Genomic DNA, 17,199 nt, shown 5'->3' with positions numbered 1-17,199 from the left:
CGGTGCGTATTTTTCGCGCCGTTTAGTTTAAACACGATACTTGTCTTCGAATTCATACCCATAGTCTAGCGCGTTCAGGGGCATCGGCGACAGATCGTATGTCGCATGTCGCAAAAATCCCATCATTGCCTTGGGGTCTCCCGCATATAAATCCAAATCCTGTTGCGCGATGGGTGCGCCAACGGTCACGTCGACCCGCGTTGAAATGCGGGCGCGAAACTCCGAAATCAAGAGGCCAAGACGCAGGTTTGCATGCAAATGACTGGCGATTTGAAACAGCCGCGAATTTCGACCGTGGAAATAGACAGGCACCACTTTTGCACCGGACTTTTGGATCAATTTGGCCGTGAAATTTCGCCAGCTTGGGTCCATCGCAGGAGAAAAGAGCTTCGCAGAAGTTGAAACAGTTCCCCCGGGAAATACCCCCATAACACCGCCATCCGCCAAATGGCGAAGCGCCTCCTTGCGGGTGTCCAAATTCACCTTAAGCGCTTCTTTTGTTCCCAAAAAGCTGATCGGAAGGATAACCCGATCAATATCGGGCGCTTGCCCAAAAACCGAATTGGCCAATATGCGAAAATCTGCGCGGTTCCGCGACAGGAAATGCCCTAAAACCAAGCCGTCTAAAATCCCGTAAGGATGATTTGCAACAAAAATGACAGGGCCGGTTTTGGGGATTTCTGACACAGCCCCATTTAAGTGAAGGTCTATTGCGAAACGGTCGACCATGACTTGCCATATGTCGGCACCCTGCGCCAAATCCGCTTCATAGCCAACAGCACGGCGGATGATTTTGCCGCGCCCTGTCGCCCCTTCCAGAAGCCGAATAACAGCTCGCCCACTTCGCGATTGAGCAGAGCTCGCATAGCTAATGTCCCGTGTTATATTTTTGCGCACGACGTCCTCAGATATTGCTCAATTTCGCAATACGGGGTCTGTACCTCCCGCGCCAGAAAAACTTCAGCGCGGGAAGGTGTTTTTTGAGCTTATTCCGCCGCCATTGCCGCTGGAGTCCCGCCTGAGCGAATCCCCGAGAGCAATTCTTCGCGTCGTTTCATGGCCTTAACTTCGTTTTGTGCCTTAACTGGCCCATACCCGCGAATATCTAACGGGAGTTCGGCAAGGGCGACCACAAGGCCCGCAGTTTGCGACGAAAAGAGCGGCAAAACAGCTTCCAGATCGTTCTCATATTGTGCGATCAAAGCCCGTTCCATTTTGCGCTCAGCAGTCCGCCCAAAGGGATCAAACGCCGTCCCCCTCAGAAATTTCAACCGCGCCAAAACAGTGAACATGGGCCGAATCCACGGACCAAATTCGCGCTTTTTCGGGCGTCCATCACTGCTCTTTCCCCCGATCATTGGCGGTGCCAAGTGGAACGTCATTTTGAAATCGCCGTCAAACTCGGCCCGCGCCTTGGCTTCGGTTTCCAAATGAAGGCGCCCGACTTCATATTCGTCCTTATATGCCAGCAACTTGTGATAGCCTTTGGCGACGGCTTCTTTCAAAACCGGATCACTAATGCTGTCTAAACGTGCACGGTATTTTGCCGCCAAATCCGCGTCTTGGAAGGCCTCAAGGTGCGTCGCACGATAGTCGATCAACGCGTCCAAACTCAGCGGAGCTTCAGCAGGTTTCGCACAGGCCTCTTGGGCTTTCTCAGGATAAAGCGCGGCCCAACGACCGATCTCAAACGCGCGTTTATTCGCGTCAACTGCAGCCTTGTTCAGCACAATCGCCTCTATGATCGAAGCATAGGTGAGCGGCACAAGGCCACGCTGCCAAGCAGCCCCAAGCATCATCATATTCGAGAAAATACTGTCTCCGAGCAAAGCCTTCGCTAGGGCCGAGGCATCGAACATCTGCAACCGATCTTGCAGGCGGGCCTCCAAAGCCAGCGCAAGTTGATCCATTGGCAGTTTGAAGCCCGTGTCGCGGGTGAAATCGCCGGTGATAATCTCGTGACTGTTGACCACAGCGCCGGTTTTTCCAACCTTCATAAGGCCGAGCGTTTTGGCCCCTGCGGTTGTGACCAAATCGCCGCCAATCACCGCATCCGCCTCGCCTGTCGCCACGCGTATCGCACTGATATCGCTGGGAGAGTTTGCCAAACGACAATGGATATGCACGGCTCCGCCCTTTTGCGCCAGCCCCGCCATTTCCATCATGCCAGCGCCTTTGCCGTCCATATGGGCCGCCATAGCGAGGATCGCACCGATGGTGACAACACCTGTGCCGCCGACGCCCGTGATCACGATATTATGGGTGCCGGAAATCGTCGGCAAAACGGGGCAAGGAAGCGCTGGTAATTCCAAGGTCGCCGTGGCCGCTTTGCGCACTTGCGCGCCTTGCAGTGTCACAAAAGATGGGCAAAAACCATTCACACAGGAGAAATCCTTGTTGCAACTGCTCTGATCAATCCCGCGTTTACGGCCCAATTCGGTCTCAACAGGAACAATCGATACACAGTTACTTTGCACGCCGCAATCGCCGCAGCCTTCACAAACATCCGTGTTGATAAAAACCCTTTTGTCGATATCAGGGAACGTGCCGCGCTTGCGCCGACGCCGTTTTTCCGCCGCGCAGGTTTGGATGTACAGTATCGCCGAAACACCTTTGATTTCGGCGCATTTTTTCTGCACATCCATCAAGTCATCGCGCGGGTAAATATCCAGCCCCTTAGGGAACTTCGAAAAATCGACGTCCTCTTTTTCGTCATATACAACGGACAGATGTTCCACCCCCATCGCCTTGAGTTCCGCCGCAATCCGATGCGCTGAAAGCCCGCCTTCGTTGGTTTGGCCACCCGTCATGGCAACTGCGTCGTTATAGAGGATTTTATAGGTGATATTGGTGCCCGCCGCGAGGGCCGCACGAATGGCGAGGATACCCGAGTGGTTATAGGTTCCATCGCCTAAGTTCTGGAAAACATGCGCAGTTTTTGAGAATGGCGCCTCGCCAACCCAATTCGCACCCTCGCCGCCCATTTGGGTAAATCCGGTGGTCTCGCGATCCATCCATTGCACCATATAATGGCAGCCGATCCCCGCGTAGGCGCGATGGCCTTCGGGCACTTTGGTCGAAGTATTATGCGGGCAACCAGAACAGAAATACGGCAACCGAGCGGCAATTTCCTTTGCGTTATCTGCACGTTGCGCGATATCCAACATCTCAAGCCCTTGCTTGACGTCCTTTGTTCCGCGCCCTTCCTCAATGAGGATTTTGCCAATCTTCTGCGCAATCATAATCGGGTCGAGTGCGAAGCGTGTTGGAAAGAGTTCTTCCTTACTCGCCCCCTTGCGCCAGCCATAAACCCGCCGGTCATGAACGTCATCAAAGATGGCCTCTTTGACCTGAACTTCGATCAATTTGCGTTTTTCTTCCACGACAACGATCAGGTCCAACCCTTCGGCCCACTCATGGAAGCTGAGCATATCCAGCGGCCAAACCTGCGCCACTTTATAAGTGGTGATGCCAAGGCGTTCGGCCTCCTCAGCGTCCAACCCAAGGAGTTGCAGCGCATGGGTCAGGTCGAGCCAGTTTTTCCCCGCCGCAACAAAGCCAATTTTCGCCCCCTCTTGGCCCCAGACCCTCTTGTCGATCCGATTGGCGCGGGCAAAGGCCTCGGCAGCCTTACGCTTATAATCAATCATGCGGGTCTCTTGGGCCACAGGCGTGTCGCCCAAACGAATATTCATGCCCCCCTCAGGGCCGTCAAACTCCGGTGTCACAAACTCTTTGGCAAAGGGATCGCCATTCACAATCGAGGTCGCCTCAACAGTGTCTTTCATGGTTTTTAAGCCAACCCAAACGCCCGCAAATCGGCTCAGCGCCCAGCCATACAGGCCCAAGTCCATGATTTCCTGCACGCCCGCGGGTGAAACGATCGGCATATAGGCGTCGACCATCGCCCAATCGCTTTGGTGCAACGTGGTCGAGCTTTCGCCGGTGTGATCGTCGCCCATCGCCATCAAAACCCCGCCAAGCGCGCTGGTCCCCGCCATATTGGCGTGGCGCATCACGTCGCCCGAACGATCCACCCCAGGCCCCTTGCCGTACCAAAGGCCAAACACGCCATCGTATTTGCCTTCGCCGCGCAATTCTGCCTGCTGGCTGCCCCAAATTGCGGTCGCCGCGAGGTCTTCGTTCAATCCAGGCTGGAATGTGATTTGATGCGCATCAAGGTCCTTCTTGGCCTTTTGCATTTGCAAATCGACGGCCCCAAGCGGCGACCCACGATAGCCCGTGCAATAGCCAGCGGTGTTATGCCCTGCCGCCACGTCGCGCGCGTGTTGCATCATCATCAGACGCACAAGCGCCTGCGTCCCATTCAACAAGACTGTCGACGTCTCTAAATCAAAACGGTCATGCAAAGTTATTTTCTGCTTAGACATTGGGCTTATCCTCCTCAAAGCGATCACATTTTGATAATAGGTCAAAAAGACTGACCTACAAAATGTTTTTTTTATAAGTTTGGGATTTGCAAACATGTTAGCGTTAATTGTATTCCAACGCATGAAATGACCCTAAACAGAGATTGAATACGCAAAGATGGACTGGGATAAGCTAAGAATATTTCACGCAGTGGCCGCAGCAGGAAGCCTAACGGCCGCTGGCGAGACCCTCCACCTGTCGCAATCGGCGGTTTCAAGACAGATTCGCGCCCTTGAAGACAGCCTCTCGGCCACCCTTTTTCACCGCCACGCTCGCGGACTGATTCTCACCGAACAGGGGCAATTCCTGTTTGAAGCCACTATCGCCATGAGCAAACGGCTTGATGCGGCCTCCGCGCGTATTCGCGATAGCGATGATGAGGTGTTTGGCGAATTGCGTGTGACAACGACGATTGGCTTTGGCTCGCTCTGGCTCGCGCCGCGCCTGCCTCACCTTTACAACAAATACCCCGACCTCAAGATCAACCTGATGCTTGAGGAGAGCGTGCTTGACCTGCCCATGCGCGAGGCCGACGTGGCCATCCGTATGAAAGAGCCAAGCCAAGCCGACCTTATTCGCAAACGCCTAATGTCGGTAAAAATGCGCCTCTATGCAACTCAGGACTATATTGACGAATACGGCGCTCCCGAAAACTTGGTCGGCCTCAAGGGGCATCGCCTCATCTGTCAAAGCACCAAAAGTGCGCAAGTTGCCGCCAGTTCTGGCTTCGTGCAACACCTTATGACTTATGAGCCACGGCTGTCGCTGACGGTGAACAACTACTTCGGCGTGCTCCAAGCGGTGCTGTCTGGATTGGGGGTCGGTGTGCTTCCTGATTACGTCATCGAAGACTTCCCGAATCTGGTGCGCGTGGTTCAGGACGCCGAAAGCAACGAAGTGCCTGTTTATCTGGCGTATCCTGAGGAATTACGGCAATCCAAGCGGATTGCGGCCTTCCGCGACTTCGTAACCGAGGAAATATTCGCTCATCGCAAGAGGTTACAGGATGATCGCGCCTAAAAAACAGGCCCTTTCTGGATCGATTTCACGCATATTTATGTGAGATATGCGCCACACGCATAGCGGGATTGCGCTATCGCAGCAGAAAAAACTATTGTAACGCGGCTTTAGTGCCCATAAATGAAGCTAGAAGTTGATGCTGAGGCAACTCACATTACTTCAACCTCCCTGTTGTACTTGGGCCGAGCATTGTCTCGGCCTTTTTTTTCGGCCTTTTTTCTGCAGGTGCGAAATAGATGCCGAAACCTTGGGCAGTTTGAAATCCGCACGGTATTTAAGCACCGCGCAAGGCACCCCAAACACAGGTCCCGCGAAAAACACCTGTTAATTGCGCCGCAACCGTCGCGCCCCCTTCCCCTTGGCCCGTTATTTGCTTATTGAATGCCCAACTTCAAAATGGGGACTGAAATGCAAGAGCCAACCATCACCGAAGACCTGATTGCGAGCCACGGACTAAGCCCCGATGAATACGCGCGCATCCTCGACATCATCGGTCGCACGCCCACCTTCACCGAGCTTGGTATTTTCTCGGCCATGTGGAACGAGCACTGCTCTTATAAGTCCTCCAAAAAATGGCTCCGCACACTACCCACCGAAGGCCCGCAAGTGATCTGTGGTCCTGGCGAAAACGCGGGCATCGTTGATATTGGCGATGGACAATGTGTGGTGTTCAAAATGGAAAGCCACAATCACCCAAGCTACATTGAGCCCTATCAAGGGGCGGCAACGGGTGTTGGCGGCATTCTGCGCGATGTCTTCACCATGGGCGCACGGCCGATTGCGGCAATGAATTCGCTCTCATTTGGTGTGCCTGCGCATCCGAAAACCAAATCCGTGCTCAACGGCGTGGTTGCGGGCGTTGGCGGCTATGGCAACTGTTTTGGCGTCCCAACCGTGGGTGGCGAAGTGCGCTTCCACGAGGCCTATAACGGCAACTGTCTGGTCAATGCCTTCGCGGCGGGCCTCGCGGATACCGACAAGATTTTCTACTCCGCAGCCTCTGGCATCGGCATGCCCGTCGTTTATCTCGGCGCAAAAACCGGCCGTGATGGCGTCGGCGGCGCGACGATGGCCTCGGCGGAATTCGATGACACCATTGAGGATAAACGCCCCACCGTTCAGGTCGGCGACCCCTTCACCGAAAAACGCTTGATGGAAGCCACGCTTGAGCTGATGGCCACGGGCGCTGTGATCTCGATCCAAGACATGGGAGCTGCGGGCCTGACCTGTTCCGCCGTTGAAATGGGCGACAAGGGCGGTTTGGGTGTCAAACTCAACCTCGAAGACGTGCCCCAACGCGAAGAAAACATGACCGCCTATGAAATGATGCTCTCGGAAAGCCAAGAGCGCATGTTGATGGTCCTCAAACCCGAACTCGAAGCCGAAGCCCGAGCGGTTTTTGTAAAATGGGACCTTGATTTTGCCATCGTTGGCGAAACAATTGCCGAGGACCGCTTCCTTGTTCTGCACAATGGCGAAGTCAAAGCCGACTTGCCCTTGGCAACGCTCTCGGGCTCCGCGCCTGAATATGACCGCCCTTGGGTCGAAACACCCGCTGCCGAACCCCTCGGCGATGTGCCCAGCATTGATCCTATCGACGGCCTCAAAGCGCTAATTTCCTGCCCCAACTATGCCTCCAAGCAATGGGTCTATGAACAATACGACACGATGGTTATGGCCGACACCTCCCGCAATCCGGGCGCCGGTTCGGGCATTGTGCGCGTGCATGGCACCGACAAACAGCTGGCCTTCACCTCGGACGTGACGCCGCGCTACGTCAAAGCCAACCCCTTTGAAGGCGGCAAACAAGCCGTCGCCGAAGCCTATCGCAACCTCGTGGCCGTCGGCGCGCGTGGCCTTGCCACCACCGACAATATGAATTTCGGCAACCCCGAAAAGCCCGAGATCATGGGCCAATTCGTCGGCGCCATCAAAGGCATCGCCGAAGCCGTCCTCGCCTTGGATATGCCCATCGTTTCGGGCAACGTTAGCCTTTATAACGAAACTGACGGCACAGGTATCCTCCCTACTCCAACGATTGGCGCGGTCGGCCTGATCGCTGCGGGCGAGGAAGCCATTTCGGGCGAAGTTCGCGACGGCCATGTGGCCATGGTCATCGGCGAAACCTTCGGCCACCTCGGCCAATCCGCCCTCCTCGCCGAAGTCTTTAGCCGCGAAGAAGGCGACGCGCCGCACGTAGACCTCGCCGCCGAACGCAAACACGGCGATTTCATCCTCGCAAACCGCGACTTGATCAAAGTTTGTACCGACCTCTCGGATGGTGGCCTCGCACTCGCCGCTTTTGAGTTGGCCGAAGCCGCAGGCGTTGGCGTTCATCTCACCAGCGACGAAACCCCAACCCTCTTTGGCGAAGACCAAGCCCGCTATCTTGTGGCCTGTAACTTCGATCAAGCCGAAGCGCTTATGAGTGCCGCTGGGGCCGCTGGCATCTATATCGAAAGTGTCGGCAAATTTGGCGGCGATACCGTGCAATTTGGCTCCTCCTCCGCCCCGCTTTCTGAGCTGTCTGCAACCTTCCGGTCGACCTTTGCCAACACATTCGACTGATCCGCTAAAAAGGGCCAAGGGCCACGACGCCCTTGCGCCCGACTGCCAGAACTGCGCCGCACTGTGTTGTGTGGCGCTGCATATCGAGCAATCCACCAAGTTCGCCCTTGAGAAACCCGCAGGCGTCGCCTGTCCCAATCTCGCGCCAACCGGGCTCTGCAAAATCCATGATACGCTCAAGGATAAAGGCTTTTCGGGCTGTATTGCCTATGATTGCCTTGGCGCGGGGCAACGCGTGGTTCAGGGTCTCTATGATGGAATTTCTTGGCAACAAAACCCAAGCCTCTTGGGACAAATGAGCGAGGATTTTGCCAAAATGCGCAAAATCCATACGTTGCTCGAATTGCTCTTTACCGCGCAGACCCTTGCGCTCCCGCCCACTCAATTACAAACCTGTGACAGCTTTATTGCACGGCTTTTTCCCCAAACAGGTTGGACCCGCGCGGAGTTTGATGCGTTTCCAATCCGTTACACCCAAAAACAGGTGATGGATTTCCTTGCTGCGCTTAAATCTCACTTAACGGCGCAACAAACAAAATAGCATTGACCGCCTTGCGACATCGCGCCGTTCAATCACTGTGGCTCTCCTCTTGAATCACAGTGAACACGGCGTTATCTCTTGGGCAACGAAAGAGGACCCTCCCTATGGCGATGCAAGCCCACGATATCGAAGATCTGATCCGCGCGGAATTTCCGAACGCCAAAATTTCCATTACGGATTTGGCTGGCGACGGAAACCACTGGGCGGCAGAAGTGACCGACGAAAGTTTTCGCGGCAAAAACCGCGTCCAACAACAACGCGCCGTTTACGCGAGCCTAAAGGGCGCAATGGATGGCAACGCGGGCGCACTTCACGCCCTCGCCTTGACCACCAAAGTTCCAGAATAACGGGCCCAACCGCCCCTCCCAAAATGTAAAGGATGCTCCGATGAGTGCAGACACAAAGATCAAAGAAGCCGTCACCGCGAACGACGTTGTTCTCTTTATGAAGGGCACAAAAGACGCGCCACAATGCGGTTTTTCAAGCCGCGTTGCTGGGGTTTTGAACTTCATGGGCGTTGAATTTAGCGACGTGAACGTTCTGGCCGACGAAGAAATCCGCCAAGGCATCAAAGATTATTCCGATTGGCCGACAATCCCCCAGCTTTATGTCAAAGGTGAATTTGTGGGCGGCTGTGACATCATCACCGAGATGACGCTTTCTGGCGAATTGGACACGCTTTTCGCTGAAAATGGTGTGACATACGACAAAGACGCTTCAGATAAAATTCGCGCCGCAAACGCGTAAATTTCACACCCCTGTTTTATGCCCGTCAAACCTCGGTTCGGCGGGCATTTTCATATTAGGCGTTCATTTTTTCTTCGACTTCGTCCGCAAGCGCTTCGGCCCGCGCGGCCAATTCGGCCATCGTCTCGAAAATCTGCTGCGGAATCACCGCCACTGGCTCTGTTACGGCGGGGCGGTCGCGCAATTCAGCAATCAACTGTTCTTGGGCTTTGGATTTCTCGTTTGCTTGCGCTAAACGTTCCTCAAGACCCGCCGTTTTATCCGCAAGCATCAGACCCGCCATCAACAACATCCGCGCTTCGGGCATCCGGCCAATTTGCGACGACAAAACCGAAGCCTCGGCATCCAATAGCGCTGCTGCTGAATGCAGGAAGTGGTCTTCGCCCTCCTGACAACTGACTTCAAATTCGCGACTACCAATAGTGATTTTAACTTCGGGCATTAGGCTTCCTCCCCAATAATCTGGTTGAGTTCACCAAGCAAACTGTCCATTTCGTGGCGATCAGAGGTGTGTACGGCCCGCAAGGCCTCTAGCTCCACCAACATCGATTTATTGATCAAATGCGGTTCGCCAACATTCGACTGATTGGCTTCACGCAACGCGTGGATGCTCTCGCGTAATTGCTCGTTCACGCCTTTGAGGCGGCTCACGTCGCCCTCAAGCTGACCATATCCGCTTTGCAATGTGGTCACGCGCTTTTCAAGTTGCGCCATTTTTTCTTCTTGTTTGGTTTTGATCGCCCGCACCCGCTCTTCAAGCTGTGCATTGACTGTGCGCTCGGCTTCCAGTGCGGCTTCTAGGGCGCTGGTATCTGCAGTACTGGCGCTCGCCCCACCGGCATTCAGTCGTTCACTAATTTTGGTCAGGGCGGCCGTAATTCGGCGCTCATACTCAACAATATCGCTCATTTGCCTGTCTCCTCTTCGTGCGCCACAAGAAAGCTCGTTTTGGGATCATTTGGTCCCATTTGGGTCATTCTTGCCCGAACTGTCAACGACCCGCGCGTCCCAAAGGCTGTGCGAATCGCCGCTCATGCGCGGCTCAAGGCTAGTTTATAGCGGAATTTGCGGAAATGCGCCCCCTTTTGGACCAATAGCTTGGCTCAATAGGCTGATCTTTCTTGATCTTCACGCTTGGGCTGCTATCAAACGCGCAATGAACTCTTCTAGGCCCGAACCAAAGGAAAACAACGTGGATATTGCTACCCTTCGTAAAGAGCATCCTGAACACTGGAACAAGGCCGCCGCAATTCGCGTCCTGACACTAGATGCCGTTGCTGCTGCCAATTCCGGTCACTCCGGCATGCCGATGGGTATGGCCGACGTCGCGACCGTTTTGTTTGAAAAGCACCTAAAATTCGATCCAAAGAACCCACAATGGCCTGACCGCGACCGTTTTATCCTCTCTGCGGGTCACGGCTCGATGCTGCTTTATTCGCTGCTCCATCTCACGGGCTATGCAGATATGACCATCGACCAAATCAAAAACTTCCGCCAATGGGGCGCGATCACTGCGGGCCACCCTGAATACGGCCACGCCACAGGCATCGAAACCACAACTGGCCCGCTTGGCCAAGGCCTCGCAAATTCCGTCGGCTTCGCCATGGCCGAAGAAATCCAGCGCGCCCATTACGGCAAGAAAGTCGTTGATCACTATACCTATGTGATCGCGGGCGACGGTTGCCTGATGGAAGGCGTTTCCCACGAAGCCATCGCTCTTGCAGGTCGCCAAGAACTCTCGAAACTCATCGTGTTCTGGGACAACAACGGCATCACAATCGACGGCAAAGTTGAAATCTCCGACCGTACAAACCAGCCCATGCGCTTTGAAGCGTCCGGCTGGCATGTGCAGGAAATCGACGGCCACGATCCTGTTGCGATTGACGCCGCCATTGCCGCCGCGAAAAAAACCGACAAGCCTTCGATGATCGCTTGCGCCACCCATATCGCGCTTGGCTCCTCCGCGCAGGACACCTCCAAAGGCCACGGCGCTTTGACGGATGCGACCCTCATTGCCGACACGCGCAAAGTCTACGGCTGGAACCACGCGCCCTTCGTCATCCCTGCGGACGTTCAAGCAGGCTGGGCCGCGATTGGCGCCCAGGGTGCCTCTGAATTTGCAGAATGGACCGCCCGTTTCGAAGCCATGCCTGGTGGCAAACAATCCGACTTCACCCGCGCCTATGCACTTGATGCGCCTCAGAAAATCTCTGCCGCCGTTAAAGCCTTGAAAAAGAAAATTTCCGAAGAGCAGCCCAAAGTTGCCACACGGAAATCTTCTGAAATGACCCTCGAAGTCCTCAACCCCTTGTTGCCCGAAACCGTTGGCGGCTCTGCCGACCTCACCGGTTCGAACAATACAAAAACGCCTGATTTGGGTGTCTTTACCCCCGAAGATCGCAAGGGTCGCTATGTCTATTACGGCATCCGCGAGCATGGCATGTGTTCGGCAATGAACGGTATGGTACTGCACGGCGGTGTACGCCCCTACGGCGGCACATTCATGTGTTTCACCGACTATGCCCGCCCCGCAATGCGCCTCGCGGCCTTGATGAAAATCCCCACGGTTTTCGTTATGACCCACGACAGCATCGGCCTTGGCGAGGATGGCCCAACCCACCAGCCCGTTGAGCACCTCGCGATTTCGCGTGCCACGCCAAACACTTACGTCTTCCGCCCTGCGGACACCGTAGAAACCGCCGAAGCATGGGAAGTGGCCCTTACGGTCAAAGACACCCCATCGGTCATGGCGCTTTCACGTCAAAACCTGCCAACGGTACGCCTTGAGCACAAAAACAAAAACCTCACAGCCCTCGGCGCTTACGTCCTGCGTGACGCAACTGCGAAACGCGAGGCCATCCTGATGGCCACGGGTTCTGAAGTTGAAATAGCGCTCAAAGCTGCGGATATTCTTGAAAGCGAAGGCATCGGCGTACGCGTCGTTTCCATGCCTTGCATGGAACTGTTCGAAGCCCAAGACGACGCCTATCGCAAACGCGTTCTTCCTGGTGGCCCAGTTCGGGTTGCTATTGAAGCAGGCGTGCAAATGGGCTGGGATAAATGGCTCACAGGCGAGCGCGGCAAATCCACCAAAGCGGCGTTTGTTGGCATGACAGGCTTTGGCGCTTCCGCCCCTGCCCCCACGCTCTATGAAAAATTCGGCATCACCGCAGAAGAAACCGTCAAGAAAGTCAAAGAGCTTCTGGGCAAATAAGCCCCCTCTGAAACCGTTCAAATTGGCCCCGCTGACTTTCCGTTGGCAGGGCTTTTTTGTGGCCAATCAAATGTGAACGCGGTGATTCACCCTATCGCGCCCTGTTACCGCAACCATCAATTTTAACGCGAAAACTGTTAGCGCCAACACCAAAAGATAACGCTAACATGCTGCAATTAAAGCGTTATAGCGCTTTATCCGAGGCAAGCCCGTCCTGTATAACTCCCCTAGCAGCCAAACCGTCAGAGGCCCCTGAAGGACGCTGCCAGAGGATAATATTATGACCGTGACACTCGGGATTAACGGATTTGGCCGCATTGGCCGCTGCACTCTTGCCCATATTGCCGAAAGCGGACGCAACGATGTCCAAGTCGTAAAAATCAACGCCACAGGCCCCATCGAAACCAACGCCCACTTGCTCAAATACGACTCCGTCCATGGACGGTTTGCCAATGACGTGCGCGTTGACGGTTCGACCATGGATTTAGGCCGTGGCCCAATGGATGTCATGAGTTCCTATGACCCAAGCGAGCTTGACTGGTCGGGATGCGACGTCGTGCTGGAATGCACCGGCAATTTCAACGATGGCGAGAAATCCGCCATCCACCTGAAACAAGGCGCAAAACGCGTGCTAATTTCCGCCCCCGCCACCAACGTCGCCCGTACGGTTGTGTATGGTGTCAACCATCGCGACCTGCTGCCCCAAGATACGATTGTCTCCAACGGGTCCTGCACCACCAACTGCCTCGCCCCCCTCGCCAAAGTCCTTAATGACGCAGTGGGAATCGAAAGCGGCATCATGACCACAATCCACAGCTACACAGGCGACCAACCCACCCTTGATCGCCGCCACCCCGACCTTTATCGCGCCCGCGCCGCCGCCATGTCGATGATCCCGACCTCCACGGGTGCAGCAAAGGCCCTAGGCCTCGTCCTCCCAGAACTCGACGGCAAACTCGACGGCACCTCCATGCGCGTGCCCACGCCCAATGTCTCCGCCATCGACCTTACCTTCGTCGCGGAAAAAGACGTGACCGCCGACGATATCAACGAAATCGTCGCCGCCGCCGCCAATGGCCATATGGGCGCGGTCCTCGCTTATGACCCCGAACAAAAAGTTTCTATCGACTTCAATCACACCCCACATTCGTCTATCTTTGCCCCAGACCAAACAAAAGTTGTGGGCAAACGCCTTGTGCGTGTGCTTGCATGGTACGATAACGAATGGGGATTCTCCTGCCGTATGGCCGATGTCGCGGCGGCAATGGGGCGTCTGTTGCACTAAACAGGCGTCATTTCTGGCGCAGACGAGCCGGAGACCTATGAACAACACCCTCGCAATCAGCCTCGGCGTCTGTATTTTTATTTTTCTGGCCGTCGATTATACTTTTTTCGACTGGGCCATGACGATTGTGCTTTGCCAAAAATTTTGGGAATTAACGGATTACATCGCCTTCTGGCGCTGACAGCGTATACATCACAATATTCTCACCGCATTTTGCAGGGCGTCACTTGCAACAGAAGCTTGTTAGCGTTAACACACACGTGGCCCCCACTCACTTGATTTGATGTCCAAGGAGACTCACACATGTCTGTAAAAGTAGCGATCAACGGTTTTGGACGAATTGGGCGCAATGTCCTGCGCGCAATCATCGAATCCGGCCGCACTGATATCGAAGTTGTCGCGATCAATGATCTTGGACCTGTCGAAACAAATGCCCATCTTTTGCGCTACGACACGGTTCACGGACGCTTCCCCCATGACGTAAAAACCACCGGCTCCACCATCGACGTTGGCCGTGGCCCGATTGAAGTTACCGCGATCCGTAACCCCGCCGAATTGCCGTGGGGACACGTGGATATCGTGCTGGAATGTACCGGAATCTTTACCGCACGCGACAAAGCAGCGATCCACCTTGAAAACGGCGCGAGCCGCGTTCTGGTTTCCGCCCCCTCCGCAGGTGCCGATAAAACAATCGTTTATGGTGTGAACGATGGCGTTCTTACCGCAGACGACATCATCGTTTCCAACGCGTCCTGCACGACCAACTGTCTTGCGCCCGTTGCGAAGGTGTTGAACGATGCTATCGGCATTAAACGTGGTTTCATGACAACGATCCACAGCTATACGGGCGATCAACCCACACTCGACACGATGCACAGCGATCTGTACCGCGCTCGCGCCGCAGCTTGTAACATGATCCCAACGTCGACCGGCGCTGCCAAAGCTGTGGGCCTCGTGCTTCCAGAATTGAACGGCATCCTTGATGGGGTTGCGATCCGTGTTCCAACGCCGAATGTTTCGGTTGTTGACCTCACATTTGAAGCCAAACGCGACACAACGGTCGAAGAAATCAACGCCGCGATTTCCGCAGCGGCGGCCTCTGGTCCCCTCAAAGGGATCCTTGGCGTCACCGACGAGAAACTCGTGTCGATGGACTTTAACCACGACCCACGTTCCTCGATCTTCGCGACAGATCAAACCAAAGTTATGGACGGCAACCTCTGCCGCATCCTCACTTGGTATGACAACGAATGGGGTTTCTCAAATCGTATGGCAGACACAGCCGTTGCGATGGGCAAACTTATCTAAGCACGTCGTGCTGAGAATCCAAACACAAAAAGCCGCCTTAAAGGGCGGCTTTTTTTCGTTATAAAACAAATATTTAAAACTTAATACTTCGCCAGCAACGCCGCATTCACGGCGGGGGTTACGAATTTACTCACATCGCCATCAAGCCGCGCGATCTCTTTGACAAGCTTGCTGGCAATTGCTTGATGTTTGGCGTCTGCCATCAGGAAGACCGTTTCAATTCGGCTGTCCAAGGCGCGGTTCATCCCGACCATTTGATACTCATATTCAAAATCGGCGACCGCGCGAAGGCCGCGCACTATAATCTGCGCATTCACGTCATTTGCGCATTTAATCAACAGATTTTCAAACGGATGCACGACGATCTCGATGCCGACCTCTTTGGCAAGCGGCGCGCATTCAGCCTCAATCATCGCGACCCGTTCGTTCAAGTCAAACAACGGCCCCTTATCGCGGTTGATTGCAACCCCGATGACCAGCCGATCAACTAATGCACTCGCACGTCGAATAATATCAATATGCCCATAGGTAATCGGGTCAAAAGTTCCGGGGTAAAGACCAATCCGCATGTGCGGCCCTCCATTGCCAATGTTTTGGGCACGCAACATTATTGCGCCACGGAATGCAAGCCCTCAACCGACTTGCACCCCTTTTTCTTTGCAAGGCTAATGCCCCATAATCATCCCTTGAAGCGCGTCTTTTTCCATCGAAAGCTCCGCGAGCTTGGCCTTTACAACGTCACCGATCGAAATAAGCCCTACAAGTTCGCCATTCTCCAACACTGGCATGTGGCGAAAACGCCCGTCTGTCATACTTTGCAAAATATCGTCAACGCGATCCGTCAACGTACAGGTCACCAGCTTTTTGGTCATCACGTCTTCGAGCTTGTCCGTCATACATCCGGCACCGCGCCGCCCCAATTCGCGCACGATATCGCGCTCCGAAAGAATCCCATCGGCGGATTTACCATCGTTAGAAACCACAATCGTCCCGATTTTCTTGGACGACAAAAGCGCTGCGGCCTCACTCAATGTAGCGTCCACAGTGAGGGTAATCACGCCATCCGTCGCCTTGGATTTCAAAATCTGTTGTACGAGCATGGGCAGCACCTCCTAAAGTTAAATTATATAATCTTACGTTCGCTTCCAATTCACGCGCTGTCAAGATTGCGCTTCAAGATGCGCAATTTCTCGACGCACCCCTTGGGACAGTAAATCAGCAAACGTATTGAGCCGCGTGACGCGCCGATCATCAATATGGCGGACCAAATAAAAACTTCTCGTTAACGAAATATGATCGGTGAGAATTTTTCGCACATGCGGCGCCGAGGGGATGGCAAAATCATGCACAATCCCAAGGCCGCCCCCCGTGCGCACCCAATTAAACTGCACCGACACCGAATTTGATCCCAGCGTCACGCGCTCGGCGCCTGCTTCGGCCAGATAGTCGAGTTCCTTGTCAAAAATCATATCGGGAATATAGCCGATCATCCGATGCCCTTTGATATCCTTCAATTTTTCAACCTTGGGATGGGCCGCAAGATAGGTCTCACTGCCCGCCAAATGCAGGTGATAATCCGAAAGTTTCTGAACCGTTAGCCGCCCCGCCGTTGGGGGACTTACCGTAATCGCCATATCCGCTTCGCGTTTAGAAAGGTTAAACACCCGCGGCAAAGCAACGATTTGAACATCCAAACCCGGATGATCCGCACATATCTGCGCACAAATCTGGGGTAACAAATAATTCGCACAGCCATCAGGCGCGCCAATGCGGATCACCCCCGACAAGCCCTGCGCCGCGCCGCGCAAGTCCGCGACCGCCGCCCCCACGGATTGCTCTGCTTGCGCCGCGTGGTCCACCAAACGTTGCCCCGCATCCGTCAGCGCATACCCTTGCGGGGATTTCGCAAACAGCGGCGTTTCGAGGTCGCGCTCAAGTCGCGCAATCCTGCGTCCGACCGTCGCCGCATCAATCCGCAGGCTTTTCCCCGCCCCCGAAATGCTCTCGCTGCGCGCCACTGAGAGGAAAATCCGCAAGTCGTCCCACTTAATTTCCATGCCGCCCCGATACCTACAAAAATGCAAA

At 54.6% G+C, this 17,199-nt stretch carries 16 protein-coding genes; 8 read left to right on the top strand and 8 right to left on the bottom strand.

Features of this window, described 5'->3' with window-relative positions:
• Nucleotides 1-27 precede the first annotated feature (27 nt).
• Nucleotides 28-897, bottom strand: coding sequence for a lysophospholipid acyltransferase family protein (locus tag AB9F27_RS15110; protein ID WP_335584201.1), 870 nt, complete (start codon nucleotides 895-897; stop codon nucleotides 28-30).
• A gap of 89 nt (nucleotides 898-986) precedes the next feature.
• Nucleotides 987-4,391 carry an indolepyruvate ferredoxin oxidoreductase family protein gene (locus tag AB9F27_RS15105; RefSeq protein WP_335584202.1) on the bottom strand — a complete coding sequence of 1,135 codons (3,405 nt, stop codon included), beginning with the start codon at nucleotides 4,389-4,391 and terminating at the stop codon, nucleotides 987-989.
• A 157-nt stretch (nucleotides 4,392-4,548) separates the two neighbouring features.
• Between AB9F27_RS15105 and AB9F27_RS15100 the strand changes: the two genes are divergently transcribed.
• Both AB9F27_RS15100 and purL read left to right on the top strand, forming a co-directional pair.
• Nucleotides 4,549-5,451 carry a LysR family transcriptional regulator gene (locus AB9F27_RS15100; protein ID WP_335584204.1) on the top strand — a complete coding sequence of 301 codons (903 nt, stop codon included), beginning with the start codon at nucleotides 4,549-4,551 and terminating at the stop codon, nucleotides 5,449-5,451.
• A gap of 408 nt (nucleotides 5,452-5,859) precedes the next feature.
• Nucleotides 5,860-8,019, top strand: coding sequence for a phosphoribosylformylglycinamidine synthase subunit PurL (purL, locus tag AB9F27_RS15095; protein WP_335584205.1), 2,160 nt, complete (start codon nucleotides 5,860-5,862; stop codon nucleotides 8,017-8,019).
• 4 nt (nucleotides 8,020-8,023) lie between these two features.
• Here the strand turns inward: purL and AB9F27_RS15090 are convergent, their stop codons facing one another.
• The gene (locus tag AB9F27_RS15090; protein WP_335584206.1) at nucleotides 8,024-8,350 is read right to left on the bottom strand and encodes a hypothetical protein; all 327 of its coding nucleotides are present in this window, start codon (nucleotides 8,348-8,350) and stop codon (nucleotides 8,024-8,026) included.
• Between AB9F27_RS15090 and AB9F27_RS15085 the strand changes: the two genes are divergently transcribed.
• The 3 genes from AB9F27_RS15085 (at nucleotide 8,336) to grxD (ending at nucleotide 9,307) form a co-directional block, all read left to right on the top strand.
• Nucleotides 8,336-8,560, top strand: a complete 225-nt coding sequence (locus AB9F27_RS15085) for a hypothetical protein (RefSeq protein ID WP_335584207.1) — start codon at nucleotides 8,336-8,338, stop codon at nucleotides 8,558-8,560. The two genes, AB9F27_RS15090 and AB9F27_RS15085, sit on opposite strands and share 15 nt — an antisense overlap.
• 104 nt (nucleotides 8,561-8,664) lie before the next feature.
• Entirely contained in the window at nucleotides 8,665-8,907 is a 243-nt protein-coding gene (locus AB9F27_RS15080; RefSeq protein WP_039002113.1) for a BolA/IbaG family iron-sulfur metabolism protein, read from the top strand.
• Between the two features lie 40 nt (nucleotides 8,908-8,947).
• The gene (gene grxD, locus AB9F27_RS15075; RefSeq protein WP_039002112.1) at nucleotides 8,948-9,307 is read left to right on the top strand and encodes a Grx4 family monothiol glutaredoxin; all 360 of its coding nucleotides are present in this window, start codon (nucleotides 8,948-8,950) and stop codon (nucleotides 9,305-9,307) included.
• Nucleotides 9,308-9,362: 55 nt separating this feature from the next.
• On the opposite strand, the gene AB9F27_RS15070 is transcribed toward grxD, so the two are convergent.
• A complete protein-coding gene (locus tag AB9F27_RS15070; protein WP_335584208.1) occupies nucleotides 9,363-9,749 on the bottom strand; it encodes a cell division protein ZapA in 387 nt (128 codons plus the stop codon).
• Nucleotides 9,749-10,216, bottom strand: coding sequence for a hypothetical protein (locus tag AB9F27_RS15065; RefSeq protein WP_335584209.1), 468 nt, complete (start codon nucleotides 10,214-10,216; stop codon nucleotides 9,749-9,751). Before AB9F27_RS15065 ends, AB9F27_RS15070 begins: the two co-directional genes overlap by 1 nt.
• A 283-nt stretch (nucleotides 10,217-10,499) precedes the next feature.
• On the opposite strand from AB9F27_RS15065, the gene tkt reads away from it, so the two are divergent.
• The 3 genes from tkt (at nucleotide 10,500) to gap (AB9F27_RS15050) (ending at nucleotide 15,114) form a co-directional block, all read left to right on the top strand.
• Entirely contained in the window at nucleotides 10,500-12,521 is a 2,022-nt protein-coding gene (gene tkt, locus AB9F27_RS15060) for a transketolase (protein WP_335584211.1), read from the top strand.
• Between the two features lie 280 nt (nucleotides 12,522-12,801).
• A complete protein-coding gene (gene gap / locus AB9F27_RS15055; protein ID WP_335584213.1) occupies nucleotides 12,802-13,806 on the top strand; it encodes a type I glyceraldehyde-3-phosphate dehydrogenase in 1,005 nt (334 codons plus the stop codon).
• A 303-nt stretch (nucleotides 13,807-14,109) separates the two neighbouring features.
• Nucleotides 14,110-15,114 carry a type I glyceraldehyde-3-phosphate dehydrogenase gene (gene gap, locus AB9F27_RS15050; protein WP_335584214.1) on the top strand — a complete coding sequence of 335 codons (1,005 nt, stop codon included), beginning with the start codon at nucleotides 14,110-14,112 and terminating at the stop codon, nucleotides 15,112-15,114.
• Between the two features lie 80 nt (nucleotides 15,115-15,194).
• On the opposite strand, the gene coaD is transcribed toward gap (AB9F27_RS15050), so the two are convergent.
• The 3 genes from coaD to AB9F27_RS15035 all read right to left on the bottom strand — a co-directional run bounded on the left by coaD (nucleotide 15,195) and on the right by AB9F27_RS15035 (nucleotide 17,165).
• Nucleotides 15,195-15,683 carry a pantetheine-phosphate adenylyltransferase gene (coaD, locus tag AB9F27_RS15045; protein WP_039002106.1) on the bottom strand — a complete coding sequence of 163 codons (489 nt, stop codon included), beginning with the start codon at nucleotides 15,681-15,683 and terminating at the stop codon, nucleotides 15,195-15,197.
• Between the two features lie 96 nt (nucleotides 15,684-15,779).
• A complete protein-coding gene (locus AB9F27_RS15040; RefSeq protein WP_335584215.1) occupies nucleotides 15,780-16,214 on the bottom strand; it encodes a CBS domain-containing protein in 435 nt (144 codons plus the stop codon).
• 60 nt (nucleotides 16,215-16,274) lie between these two features.
• Nucleotides 16,275-17,165 carry a LysR family transcriptional regulator gene (locus tag AB9F27_RS15035; protein WP_335584310.1) on the bottom strand — a complete coding sequence of 297 codons (891 nt, stop codon included), beginning with the start codon at nucleotides 17,163-17,165 and terminating at the stop codon, nucleotides 16,275-16,277.
• Between the last annotated feature and the right edge of the window lie 34 nt (nucleotides 17,166-17,199).

The organism is Falsihalocynthiibacter sp. CO-5D18 (genome assembly GCF_041205445.1).
GTDB lineage: Bacteria > Pseudomonadota > Alphaproteobacteria > Rhodobacterales > Rhodobacteraceae > Falsihalocynthiibacter > Falsihalocynthiibacter arcticus.
This window is presented reverse-complemented; position numbering and strand designations above follow the sequence as displayed.